General features: G+C 37.1%; 7 protein-coding genes. 4 read left to right on the top strand and 3 right to left on the bottom strand.

The window, feature by feature from the left end; genetic code table 11:
* Positions 1–65 precede the first annotated feature (65 nt).
* From H4J69_RS17065 to H4J69_RS17055, 3 genes are all read left to right on the top strand, one after another.
* Complete coding sequence (locus H4J69_RS17065) at positions 66–413, top strand: DUF2946 domain-containing protein (RefSeq protein WP_182216620.1); 348 nt, start codon at positions 66–68, stop codon at positions 411–413.
* A 96-nt stretch (positions 414–509) separates the two neighbouring features.
* Entirely contained in the window at positions 510–1,634 is a 1,125-nt protein-coding gene (locus H4J69_RS17060; RefSeq protein ID WP_182216618.1) for an efflux RND transporter periplasmic adaptor subunit, read from the top strand.
* Positions 1,635–1,648: 14 nt separating this feature from the next.
* Positions 1,649–4,804 (top strand): efflux RND transporter permease subunit, encoded by a 3,156-nt coding sequence (locus H4J69_RS17055; RefSeq protein ID WP_182216616.1) that lies wholly within the window; start codon positions 1,649–1,651, stop codon positions 4,802–4,804.
* Positions 4,805–4,922: 118 nt separating this feature from the next.
* Here H4J69_RS17055 and H4J69_RS17050 read toward each other — a convergent pair whose 3' ends face one another.
* The 3 genes from H4J69_RS17050 to H4J69_RS17040 all read right to left on the bottom strand — a co-directional run bounded on the left by H4J69_RS17050 (position 4,923) and on the right by H4J69_RS17040 (position 10,192).
* Positions 4,923–6,323, bottom strand: a complete 1,401-nt coding sequence (locus tag H4J69_RS17050) for an EAL domain-containing protein (RefSeq protein WP_182230274.1) — start codon at positions 6,321–6,323, stop codon at positions 4,923–4,925.
* 480 nt (positions 6,324–6,803) lie between these two features.
* Positions 6,804–8,891: an EAL domain-containing protein gene (locus H4J69_RS17045; protein ID WP_182244204.1), complete on the bottom strand. Its 2,088-nt coding sequence runs from the start codon at positions 8,889–8,891 to the stop codon at positions 6,804–6,806.
* A 266-nt stretch (positions 8,892–9,157) separates the two neighbouring features.
* Positions 9,158–10,192: a carbohydrate porin gene (locus tag H4J69_RS17040; RefSeq protein ID WP_182230276.1), complete on the bottom strand. Its 1,035-nt coding sequence runs from the start codon at positions 10,190–10,192 to the stop codon at positions 9,158–9,160.
* A 521-nt stretch (positions 10,193–10,713) separates the two neighbouring features.
* Here H4J69_RS17040 and H4J69_RS17035 point away from each other — a divergent pair.
* Entirely contained in the window at positions 10,714–13,698 is a 2,985-nt protein-coding gene (locus H4J69_RS17035) for a diguanylate cyclase domain-containing protein (protein ID WP_182230277.1), read from the top strand.
* Positions 13,699–13,827: the final 129 nt, after the last annotated feature.

Here is a 13,827-nt window from a genome sequence, read left to right as displayed (position 1 = left end):
ACTAAGAATATAATTTAGCTTAGCATCCGCCAGTCTCTGTTTGTAAATTGAAGAATGCAGTAAAAATGAAAAACATTTGGCTTGGCTTTTTAATAGTACTATCGATTGCCTTGCAATCGTTTGTTGCTGTGGCTAATTCAGACAATAATCATCAGCTTGACGCTCAACATTTACAAACTGAACATTCTCATGAAGTTGACAATCAAGCGCGACTCAATGCAACCTCTGATACTGAGCATAACGTCAAAGACTGTCATCATTGTGGGCACTGTCAAGGTTCACACAGCCAATGGTTTTTAACAAAAAAATCAACTTCGACTGTCACTAAGCTATTAATTCCCAATCAATATTTTTATCTTATCGATATCAACATCAACTTTATAGAACAACTTATACGCCCCCCCATCGCTTAATTTAATTTTATAACAATTTTTCGCAACAAGTTTACTTAACACTAAATATTGAATTTAGTGTTGTTGCAACGTTTACCTTTAAATTAAGAGATAACAATGATCAACACCAATAAAAAGCCAAAGCCACTAAACCTACTGAGTGTTTTATTTTATGGTTTAACCACCTTAGCTATTCCTGCTCTTGCTGTCGAAATAACCGAAGACACGCACAAAGCAGGGGTTAGCTTTACCACGGCACAATTAACACTAGCAAATATTAAAGTATCGATGCTAACACCCAAGATTTTTGCACGACGTGTTTATGCCCCAGGAGAAATAAAAGCGAATGGTTACACCAGTTATATCGTCTCACCACGCACAGAGTCAGTGGTCATAAGTCGTCATGCGACCTTAGGTGAACATGTTGAAAAAGACCAACCATTAGTCACGTTATTTAGTGAATCTGTTGCTGCAGCACAAGCTAATTATCGGGTAACGTATAGTGAATGGCAACGGGCAAAAAAATTAACTAAGGGTACGTTAAGCGAGAGTCTTTTACTAAAAAGTGAAACTGATTACATCGCCGCTTTTAGCCGTTTGACCGCATTTGGGCTAACAAAAAACGCTATTGAAGATATTGTTAAAAACAATTCATCAAACTTAGGTGAATATACTTTAGTAGCGCAGCGCGCAGGAGCGGTATTAAGTGATGATTTTTCACAAGGACAGCGAGTCACACCCGGTGAACAAATTATGATTTTGGCTAACGAAGAAAGCTTATGGGTAGAGGCGCGTGTTTCACCCAACAAAAAACTAAACTTACCCGCGGGGACAAGGGCTGAAATAGAGTTTGCTGGCCAAACTTATCATGCCTTGGTTATTCAAGAAGCCCATACAATCGACCCAACAACCCGTACTAGAATTGTTAGGCTGTCTGTTGAAAATAAAGATGATTCATTACACTCAGGGATGTTTGTAGATGTTAACTTTCAATTTGACACGCAAACTGCCGTAATCGCAGTGCCCGAAACAGCGTTAATGCGTGGGGCTGATGGCGATTGGACTGTCTTTGTTGAAGACCATCCGGGTGAATTTGAGGCTGTTGAAGTTGAATTAGGTCAGCCTTTAGGCAATTACCGTCAAATCATCGGTATTGCCGCCAACACAAGAGTGGTTACCCAAGGTGCCTTTTTTGTGGCTTCAGAAATAGCGAAAAGTGGATTTGATCCACACGGCCACTAATGAGGAATAACACGATGTTAAATAAAATGATTGATTGGTCGATAGATAATCGGCTACTGGTGGTTATTGCACTCATCACCACTATGGCAGCCGCTATTATTGCCATTCCAAATTTAAATCTAGATGCATTTCCTGATGTCACTAATGTTCAAGTAGCGATAAATACCGAAGCACCTGGCTTAGCCGCTGAAGAAGTAGAGCAACTCATCACCTACCCGATTGAAGCGGTGATGTATGCCTTGCCTGATGTTGAACAAGTACGGTCAATATCAAAAACGGGACTATCTGGCGTTACTGTGGTTTTCAAAGAAGGCACCGATATATATTTTGCTCGTCAATTAGTTTTTGAGCGGCTACAAGCGGCAAAAGCACTAATCCCTCAAGGCGTTGGTTCACCTGCAATGGGGCCTAATACCTCAGGCTTAGGTCAGGTCTTTCAGTACTTACTCATTGCTGACAAAGAGGCGGGTTATAACTCAATGACCTTAAGAAGTTTAAATGATTGGCTAGTGAAATTATTGGTTATGCCAGTAGATGGCGTAACTGATGTTTTATCTTTTGGTGGTAGTGTTCGCCAATATCAAGTCAACATTGAACCCAGTAAATTACTTTCTTATCAGTTAAGCCAAGATGACATAGTTACCGCACTTGAAAACAACAATGCCAATGTGGGTGGTTGGTATATGAATAGAGGACAAGAGCAATTAGTTATACGAGGCACAGGTTGGTTTAATAGTGGTGAAGCGGGATTAGCAGACATTAAGCAGGTGCCAGTGAAAACCGTGTCTGGCACGGTAGTCACTATCGCAGATCTCGCCAAAGTAACTTTGGGGAGTGAAATTCGTCAAGGCGCGGCGACCATGACACGCAGAACCAAAAATGGCGAAGTTGAACGCTTGGGAGAAGTCGTTTCAGGTATCGTATTAAAGCGTATTGGCGCAAATACCAAGGCCACCATTGACGGAATTAACGCTCGAATACCCATGATTAATCAAGCCCTACCCAAAGGTGTGCGCTTTGAGCCTTTCTATGACCAAGCCGATTTAATTACTCAAGCGGTTAATACTGTTGTTGAAGCACTTGCCTTAGCTTTTATATTTATTGCGGTGATACTCGCCTTATTTTTAATGAATTTAACCGCAACATTTTTGGTGTTAATTTCGATACCTATCTCGGTCGCTATTGCGCTAATGGTAATGTCTTGGCTAGGGTTATCAGCTAATTTAATGTCATTAGGCGGGATTGCGGTCGCAATAGGTATGTTAGTTGATGGCTCGGTGGTGATGGTTGAAAATATCTTTAAACATTTACACCACTCTAGCGATCCCAACCATAAAAATAGCCAGCAACAAGATATCCCACTACAGCTAAAGGCTGCAGGAAAAGAAGTTGCTCGCCCGGTATTTTTTGCCGCAGCCATTATTTTGGTGGTCTTTACGCCACTCTTTAGTTTTGAAGGGGTTGAAGCTAAACTTTTTCAACCTATGGCTATTAGCATTATTTTAGCCGTAATATCTGCCATCCTAGTAGCACTTTTTGTAGTGCCGGCACTAGCAACGTTTATGTTTAACAAAGGTGTAAAAGAAAGGGAAAGTTTTATATTAACGCCTTTAGATAAGCTCTATCGAACAAGTCTTAAAGCCGCGATGAAACGCCCTAAGCTTGTGGTGTTTACTTGCATATCATTACTGGTTGCAGCTATATCATTGGTCCCCCAAATAGGCACAGAGTTTGTACCTGAACTTGAAGAAGGCACCATTAACTTAAGGGTCACTTTAGCGCCATCATCGAGTTTGGAAACAGCGTTAGCAGTAGCGCCTATTCTTGAAGAAAAGTTAATGGCGTTTCCTGAGGTAACCTACGCACTCAGCCGCATTGGCCGGGCTGAAATCGGTGGCGATCCTGAGCCCGTTAATAACATTGAAATATACCTAGGATTAAAGCCAATATCACAATGGCATAGTGCTAAAAGTCGCATCGAATTGCAAACGTTAATGGCAGAGGACCTTGAACAATTTCCTGGCTTACTGCTTAATTTTTCACAGCCAATTGCGACCCGTGTTGATGAATTACTGTCTGGGGTCAAAGCGCAACTGGCTATTAAATTATTCGGTCCAGAATTGTCCGTACTCGCCAGTAAAGGCGAAGAAATTGCAGCGGCGATAAAAGAGGTGAAAGGCGCGCGCGATGTCGCCTTAGAGCAAATAGCAGGAGAAGCCCAATTAGTCATAGAGCCAAAAAGACAGCAACTTTCTCGTTTTGGTTTGTCGGTTGGCGATGTTATGGATGTCATTAAAGATGGCATTGGCGGGGTGAGTGCTGGGCAGATAATTAACGGTAATGAGCGCTATGATATTTATGTCAGATTAGAAGAAAAATATCGTAACAGTCCAGAAGCCATTGCAGACCTTCGTTTACAATCGCCAACAGGTGCTTGGGTCCGTTTAGGAGATATCGCCACCATCACCTTTGAGTCAGGCCCGCCACAGGTACGTAGAGATAATGTTCAACGCCGAGTCGTTATTCAAGCAAATGTACAAGATAGAGATATGGGCAGTGTTGTTGCTGATATTCGTGAAATAATTGCCAGCACAGTAGACTTACCCTCAGGTTATTCTGTGGTTATTGGTGGTCAATTTGAGAATCAACAACGTGCGCAACAGAGGCTATTACTGGTGGTGCCACTCTCATTGGCATTAATTGCTTTGTTACTTTATTTTGCTTTTGGCTCGTTGGGTCAGGCAATGTTAATTTTGGTTAATGTACCGTTAGCGATTATTGGCGGTGTATTCTCGCTTTATCTTAGCGAACAATATTTATCTGTGCCGAGCTCTATTGGTTTTATTACGTTGTTTGGTGTTGCTGTGCTCAATGGCGTTGTTATGGTTGAGCGGATAAACCAGCATATTAGAGAAGGCTTATCAACGTCACAAGCAGTTTTCGACGGTGCGACATCGCGACTACGTCCAGTGTTAATGACCGCGATGACTTCCGCTTTGGGGTTGATCCCGATGATGATGTCTAATGGCGTGGGTGCAGAAATACAACGCCCCCTCGCGAGTGTTATTGTTGGCGGATTAGTCACCGCAACTTTTTTAACCTTATTTGTCTTACCTGTTTTATATAATTTTTTCTCTGCGGCGAAAATTAAACAACTGATAAAAGATTAATCTTATAAAACCCCTGAACAAAAATTGTTGAGGGGTTTTTAGTTAAATTAACAGCCAATATGCTTAATCGATAAGACTATAAATTAGCGGTTATAAAACCAAGAATCACCTAGGTTTACTAATCAAATTTGTAGTCACTATTATTGATCAAATAATGTTTAAATTCTGCTAATGGTAAAGCTTTTGTGTAATACCAACCTTGACCAAATTTAATATCCATTTTCAGTAATTCGTCTACTTGTAATCTATTTTCAATACCTTCTGCAATAATACTCGCGCCTAACTTATCCGCTATTGAAACAATATTTGGTATTAGGGTTGATCTAATTGAGCCTGTCTCAACTTCATCAATAAATGACTTATCAACTTTTAAGGTATCAATATCTAACAGCTTTAATTGAGATAGATTAGAGTAACCGGTGCCAAAATCATCAATAGAAATTTTAATACGACTTTTTGACAGTACTTCTAAGGTATTGCCCACTTTACTGTAATGTAACTCTTCATCTTCTGTTACCTCAAAGCAAACTTCAAGATTCGGTGTTATATTTTTAAACAGTTCGACTCCTTTGAGGATATTACCGTTATTGATATCTTTAGGATAAACATTAATGGAAAGATAAAAGGGTTCATTGATAATCTTAATATCTTTAAAATCGTCAATGGCTTGCAAGATAAGGTCTTCCGTCATCGACCAAGACATATCTAATTCAGCCACCACTGAAATAAATTGATCAGGGTAAAGCGGACCAATATGGTCTTCAAATCGAGCCAGTAATTCACAGCCAATAACCTTACCCGTTTGTAACTCAACAATAGCCTGATAATGTGGCTTAATACTTTTAAAAGATAAGGCTAATTTTATTCTTCTTTTGGTACTATAAATGTAACTATAAATCGATTGATAAGCATGTAAAGTTGCCACACCTGAAATCAAAGAAATAAACATTAAAATTAATAAAACAGGTGCAAGTTGGAATTCTGAAAAGTTTTTTTGCACAATAGCCACACAGATTAATCCTTTAGGGCCACAAAATTCAAAAGAGTGCGATAGTAATCCTGAGCTAAAATAAGGCTGACTACTTGTTGATTTTTTTTGATATATTCCAGGTTCACCAAAAAGATGAATAATTTCTTCACCTTTGAGTGCTAGCAGTTCATAGTTTTTAAATTTTCTGTGTTCATACAAAACACCTTGAAATGATGCGACTAAATTATAATTGTCCTTACGAATAACAATACCTTGTACCTTTCTATCGAAAGTGATCAACTTATGGTTAAACCAGAATTCATGGCCGTCCAGCATAAAGTCATAGCTAGGTCCCTTGATGGGTGTTTTTAAGATGCCAATTCCTGTGGTACAGGTCAATACGCCATTTTCGAGGAAGCCTATGTCCCTAATGTCATTTGATTCAAATTGAGATTTTCGCATTGCTAATAAATTTTCATCAGAGCAATAAGTAAAGTTTTGGTTATTTAATGACTCAATAACATCATATCCATAAGCTGTGGTATCCATTAAATCGCTAAGTATATATTCTCCTTGCTCTAAAAGCTGACTTTTTAAAATGTAGGAGTAGCTATAAAATATCAGCGTTAAACTAAAAATTATCCCACTTAAAAATGCCAAATACTTGGTAATTGAACCCATTCTTTGCATATACACAGCCCCAACTCAATTTATAACGTAATGATAATAATCATTTTAATATTTAGTTATAGGTCAATTTTTATGATAATACTAGCGCTCAAGTGATTAGTCATCGCTATAATTGCCTCTTGGCAAGTCAGTAGGTATTTTTAATCAATTGAGGCTTCTTTGTGGCGAGCACTTCATTAAGATATTAGCCTATTAATGAAGTATTACAGATTAGTAGCGTAAAATTAAAGTGCTTAATTGATACTGGTTAACGGTATTGCTAAATAGCCCCACAAAAGAATGCCTGTTACGGTGGTGTTCACTCTGCTAATAACAGAGTTGTAAACGTTAGCAATCATGTTACGCTTTGGGTTTGAAGTGAGCTGAAAAATCAAGTAATTGCTCGGCTGGTTTTGGTCGGCTAAAATAATATCCTTGCACTAAATCACAATTTAACTCTGCTAGTAAAGCAAGCTGTGACTGAGTTTCAACGCCTTCGGCAACAACAGTCATACCTAAGCTATGTGCCATAACAATAATAGTTTTAACTAACTGACAATCAGCCTTATTTATTGTGATCCCTTGAATAAAGCTTCTATCTATTTTGAGCACATCAAAGGCATATTCTCTTAAATAACTTAATGATGAATACCCAGTACCGAAATCGTCCATTGATAGTTTTATACCCAGTCTTTCAACTTCAATCAAGGCGTCATGAATATAAGATTGACCACTCATTAACACCCCTTCAGTAATTTCAATTTCCAAACTGCTCGCATTAATCACTTCCTCATCAAGACAGTTTTTAATAAAAGTGAGTAACTCAACATCTCTAAATTGCCGAGGCGATATATTCACAGCCATAGTGTATGTTTTATGATCTTGTTTTTGCCATACATTTAAAAAGCTTAATGCTTGTTTAATAACAAACCGCCCAATCGGCACAATAAGGCCGGTGTGTTCGGCAATAGGAATAAATTCAACTGGCGCGATATTACCTAAAACAGAATTATGCCATCGCAACAGTGCTTCAACACCAATAACATGGCCACTTTTGACATCTAATTGAGGCTGATAATATAGCTCAAATTCATTACGTTCTAGTGCGCCATGCATTTGTTCTTCAATTTCAAAACGGCGCAACATCACAATATTCATTTCTTTAGTAAAAAATGAATACGTATTGCGACCTAAAGATTTTGCTTCATACATTGCCGTGTCAGCATTACGCAGTAGATCAGAGCTAGAACAGCCATTTTCAGGGTATACAACAACACCAATACTTAAGGTAAGTATTAATTCTCTGCTATCAATATTAAAAGGTTCTCTAAAGGCTTGGAGTAAATTTTCAGCAATAATTGTTGCATCATGATGGCAGGTAATTCCGCGTAACAGTACAATAAATTCATCCCCTCCTAAGCGGCCAACCGTATCTTCTTTTCGAACAACGTTATTTAAGCGCTTTGCCGATTTGATCAGTATTTTATCCCCCATCTCATGACCCAATGAGTCATTAACTTTCTTGAAATCGTCTAAATCAAGAAAAAGGACGGCTATTTGCTCATTATTTCTTTCGGCTTCAATCAGCATTTGTGATAAACGGTCGAGTGATAAAAACCGGTTAGGTAATAAAGTTAAGGTATCAAAATAAGCTTGGTTGCGAATTATTTCAGCAGACTTGTACTGTTCGCTAATATCCCGAATAATAGTTACTATTTGGTTATATTTTGCCAAATAGCTCATTCTAGCTTCAAAATATGCTAATCCATAAGGCATATTTAGCTCATATTCGAAAGTTATCATCTCTTCTTGCTGTTGTATTTTAGCCAAATGAGTTTCAAATTTTTTAACGACCTCACTAGGTAAGACATCAGTCATACGTTGGCCAATAAAGTGCGCGGGTGAAACGTAAAGTTTTTTTTGTTCGCTTGCACGATAATCGATAATGGTCCCATCGACTTCCATTAAGAAGAATAAATCAGGGATAGCATCAATAATGGTTTTAAGCATATGGTCTTTGAATAGCGCTTGCGACTGTGCATACTTAACATCAGCTAAATTGACATCAATACAGTACATTTGTTTTTTATTATATTGATTAGTAAACATGACATGACTTGAAAGGACATTAATATCATTGCCATTTTTATGAGACAAGATGATCTCTGCAGTAGGAATTTTTATATCTTTGTTTATCCAATCATTGTGTGCCGCAACAACTGAATCACGCATAGCGGCGGGGATAATTAAGTCTTCTAATTTTTGTCCGCGAGCTTCTTGCTGGGTAAAACCGTAAAGTAATTCACTACCTATATTCCAATAAATGACCCGCCGATTTTCATCATATCCTTGCACAGAAACAACATTCACTGCATCAAATAATTGGTGCAGTGAATCATTAGTCACGTATTGTTGGGGCGCTATTGTGTTAACATTTTTTGATATCATATTTAGCTAAATCCAAAAGTTCCTTCTATTTTATAATAGACGTCAACTGTCGATTTGACAGCTAAAACATAATTAAATTTGAGCGCTATCAAGGTATTAATAGCTATATAATATTAGAACAACAGTTTATTTATAGCAAAGTCCGCTAGGATTAAAATTATTCAAAAGTAACCTTAGGGTAAGTCTGAAATATTAAGAAGATGTTTAACTGGTAAGAGAAAAAGCATGTCGATAAATAAACGATTTCTTGTGGTTATTTATCTCCCCTAAAATTGGGCGGTTAAGCGTAAAGTAAAGATGAGTAAATCACTTACTGATTTGTCTCCAGAAGGTGATGAAATAAATTGAAGATCAGGTTTGATATTTATTTTGTCATTTATTGGAAATAGATAAAATAACTCAGTAACTTGCTCACTATCCGCTCCAACAACATCCGCTTGGGTGAACCCTAGGCCCAAGGTATCTTCTTCACTGAAAAGTCCTCGGTATTTAACACCAAGACTAAAATGCTGATCTACAGCAACGACTTTTTTCTTTGCTTGTCCCCATTGCATAAAAGCACTAACTTTTTCATTAAAATAATGATCAGCAACGATATAGATATCTGTTGAGCTTGCTGATATTCGATCGCCATTTTCAAGATATGAATGATTCCAAGCACCCAATTTCACCGAACTATGACCTTGATAGTGCCACTGCACTTCGGCAATAGAGAAAAAATCATCAAAGTGATTATACTTAGCACTACTTTCGTAAAAACCAAGTCGAGTTGTTATCGCTGAATTTAATTTATATTGGCTATAAATACCTATACTTGGCTGAGGATAGGTGGGAAGACCTTGAATTGTTGGACTCACCCCCATAGAAGAGTTAATAAATTCCAGACCATATTCTGTGAAGGCAAAATCACTATTGGCGTCCATCTGTCCTAGCTTAATAAATAATTTTTTGTTGAGTTTTACCGCAAAAATAACTTCATATGCATGGTTAAAGTCTTGTTCATCAATATTACTAAACCCTTGAATATCAATAGCAATATCAGAACCTTGTTCACCACGTTGTACAGCATACCCTACTGAAATATAACTTTGCTTGCCAATAAGGTTAGTTAGGTTTGTTTCAAAGCCAACATTGAGCAGACCGCGTATTACATTTTTAGAAAAAGTATTATTATCAATAAAAGAACTGTCGACAGTAATATCTGCATTAAATATAGTTTCTAACGCTTCAACCTCGGTTGTAGCAATTGTAATAAAAAAGAGTGTTATTGAAGAAATTTTATTTAACGTTTTTTTTAGCACAGTTCTGATACTCGTATTTTAAACAGACTTACATTAATTTTTTAAATTATACACAAATTAACTAATGGGTAACGTGCAATTAATGAAACGACTAGCGAAACTATACCTTTATCTAAATAACGATCTAACGCTATATGGCAGTTAAAAAGGTAAAATTACTGTTTAGATCAAGCAAGTTATAGTACATAGTTGCAATATATAGAAAATTTGCTAAGGTTTTCTTGGTGTTTATTCGTAGTGCCATTGAATTAACTTAAGGTGCGCTGCAACTCATTGTTTGTTAAAAAAGCTGTTAACCCTATTACTACAAATAAGTCATCAGATTAAAAACTATAGTAACAAGCTTGACCGAAAAATCCTGTTATTATCAGGGACAACGTAATTTCGTACTTAGCCACTTTTACTGTAGTAATTAAGTAAATATAACCCAGTATTTCTGATGATAGATAACGAGACGTATTATTGCTATTTATAAGTTATTTTTAGGACAATTAATTAATAAAATCATTCTATTGATTTTATTGGCTAATATTTTTTTTGTTTCACTGCCTGCTCTCGCTCAACAATATCGTTTTACGTTACTCAATGTTCAAGATGGCCTTCCTTCACTTAATATCAATCAAACATTCCAGCAAAGCAATGGCTTTATTTGGCTGGCAACAGATGCTGGAGTTAGTCGCTTTGATGGTAAAGCATTTGAGCATTACAAGTTCTCTCCAGGTAGCCCACGGCACATAAGCCACAATTTTATTACTAACATAGTAGAAGACAATGACGGTAATATTTGGTTAACAAGCGAACATGGGCTAAATAAAATTCGTCCTGATGGTAGTGTTGTCATTTACTTACAAGATGCTAAAAATCCTAATAGTTTATATTCAAACTGGACTGTATCTCTGCATGTTAATCATCAAAACGAGTTATGGATTGGCACAGGTAGCGGACTAAACCTATACAATAAAATAAAGGATAACTTTCAATTTATACCTTACTTTTCAAATGGTAATAAGTACCTTGTTACTATTTACGCTATGGTAGAAGATAAACTGGGACAGATATATACGATAACATCTAACGGTCTCGCTTTATTAAATAGAGAGCAAATGATTTTACAAGCAGTAGTGACCGATAATGCCGAGCACACAACACTTCTTGGTAAAGTAACGATGACTGCCGTTACTGATAACCAAGGCATACTTTGGATGGGTAGTGAAGCAGACGGTCTTATTTCATACAACCCTAAGACGAAAGCGGTTAAAAACTTTAAGCATACGCCAAATAATATTAATAGCCTTGCCGATAACAGCATTTATGCTTTGTCTTTGAGCGAGCAAGGTGATTTGTGGATTGGCCATGCCTATAAAGGAATAACAATATTTACACCACAAACGAATACTTATCAACATATTAAAAATCAACCCTTTTCTCTTTCAAGCCTTCCTTCTAATATGATCACCCACATATTTTTTGATCGTTCAGGCATGGCATGGATCTCAACCGACAATGGTATAGCCACCTATAGTCCATATACGAGCGCAAGCTATATATACCCTAGAAAAGCTGACAACAAAGGTCTTTCAAGTAATTTAATTAACCACATAGTCATCGATAAAAATATAGCATGGTTAGCCACCGGACAAGGGCTTAATACCCTCGACTTAGAGACCAGTGAAATTAGCCATATAAATTTAGATGGCCTGACTCAATATCAATTTTCTCATGATAGCATTTGGAATATTTCTCTCATAAATAATGAACTCATGTGGTTATCATCTGATCAAGGTATTAGCTTATTCAATCATCAAGCCAATACATTAAATCACTTTGATAATGCTAATGGCAATTCACAAGGCTTTCCAAGTAACGAATTTTATACACTCACCCAAGATAAAAACAATGAGATGGCTATATGGATAACAGGCTATATAAACGTTGGATTACTATTGTTTGATCAAGAAAAGGGCATCAATAAACAATTTCTCAATACCGAAAATAATAAATATTACGATGAAGGGAATTTTACCTATCAAACGCTTATCGACGATAATGGCGCTATGTGGATGGGAACCACTGACGGTATATTTAAAGTCGACCTTAACACTGGCGCATCAACCCAATACAATCTTGGTATTAACGGCGCAAATGTCAGGGTCAGTGGCATAATTCGTCTAGCATCTGGAGATATTTGGGCAAGCACACAAGGCGGTGGGCTGGTTCGTTTATCTTTTTCGGGGCCTGATAAACGCACTGTTAATATTAAAACAATGACCAAAAAAAATGACCTGTTCAACGGTCAATTAAAATCAGTTATCGCTCAAGGAGAGAGTCGACTTTGGTTTACTACCAGCAATGAACTCTACATGTATAACATTTATACTCAGCAAGTAACTCAGTATAAGTCTTTACTCTTGGACAAAAATTTTAACTTCATTGAAGCGGCTATTGCCATCGTTGATAACACCTTACTATTAGGGACCAACAAAGGCTTAATTCGTGTTGAAACAGATAAGTTATCGCAAAATAACTTTAACCCCCCGATCCAAATAACTGAGATCCTAGTTGCCAATAAGAGCACGGTAATAGTCAGTGATAAAACATTTTCTGAAAGCTTGGTTCTCGATGGTGAAAACCCCAATATTCAAATTTATTTTGCTTCGCTTGATTATACAGCACCTAAAAACAACCATTACCGATATCAGCTTAAAGGTTTTGATAGTGATTGGGTTTACAGTGAGAATACTAATTTTGTTCAATACACTAATTTAGATCCGGGCAGTTATCAGTTTGTTGTCCAAGGAACAAACAGTGATGGCGTATGGAGTCGAGATCAATCGACAATGATGATCAAAGTTGCCATGCCCATTTGGTACTACCTCTTTATGGTGTTATCACTTATTACGCTTGCAGTTTCAATTCGTTATATCATGTTTAAAAAACAAAAGTTGATAGAGCTGCATCAACGAGCAAACTACGACGCCTTAACAGGATTGGCTAATCGCTATTATTTAAACCAAAAATTAAACGAATTAGTTGCTAAAAAGGACAGTTATTTTGCCATTGTCTTTGTAGATATCGACCATTTTAAAGAAGTTAACGATACCTTGGGCCACGACGCAGGTGATCAGTTGATTATTCAAATAGGTAAACGATTGCAATCATGCTTAAGAGCTCACGACCTTTTAGCTCGTTTAGGAGGTGACGAATTTGCCATTATCATTATTATCTCCCCTGATGATGATGGCCTTGCGCATATAGTTGAAAGAATGCACAAAAGTATTAGTGCTTTGTATCATATTGATGATCAACGGGTTAAAAGTTCAGCAAGTATTGGTGTCGCCAAATTTCCTCATGACGGAAATGACAGTAAAACGTTACTTAAAAATGCCGATATTGCCATGTATGCAGCTAAAAATTCAGGTAGAAATAACGTTAACTATTACAGCCCGATTTTAAGTGAAAAAATGTTAGAAAAGTTTGAAATTCGCAATGCCTCAACACCAGAGTAACTTGAACCTTATTGTTTCTATAGTAGTGAATTAATTGTCTTGCATCTTTATTTTCATACTTATTAGACTGGTCTTCTTAGCGGTATTCTAGAATAAATGATTATTTAACGATCGTTAAGCCATTTAAAA

The sequence above is a fragment of the Colwellia sp. BRX10-9 genome (genome assembly GCF_014077405.1).
Lineage (GTDB): Bacteria > Pseudomonadota > Gammaproteobacteria > Enterobacterales > Alteromonadaceae > Colwellia_A.
The sequence above is the reverse complement of the archived record's forward strand: the minus strand, read 5'-3'. Positions and strand labels throughout refer to the sequence as shown.

Bases quoted from the DNA above. Each gene is read 5' to 3' on its own strand.
- H4J69_RS17050 (WP_182230274.1), bottom strand. From the start codon at position 6,323: ATGGATACCACAGCTTATGGATATGATGTTATTGAGTCATTAAATAAC.
- H4J69_RS17055 (WP_182216616.1), top strand. From the start codon at position 1,649: ATGTTAAATAAAATGATTGATTGGTCGATAGATAATCGGCTACTGGTG.
- H4J69_RS17065 (WP_182216620.1), top strand. From the start codon at position 66: ATGAAAAACATTTGGCTTGGCTTTTTAATAGTACTATCGATTGCCTTG.
- H4J69_RS17045 (WP_182244204.1), bottom strand. From the start codon at position 8,891: ATGATATCAAAAAATGTTAACACAATAGCGCCCCAACAATACGTGACT.
- H4J69_RS17060 (WP_182216618.1), top strand. From the start codon at position 510: ATGATCAACACCAATAAAAAGCCAAAGCCACTAAACCTACTGAGTGTT.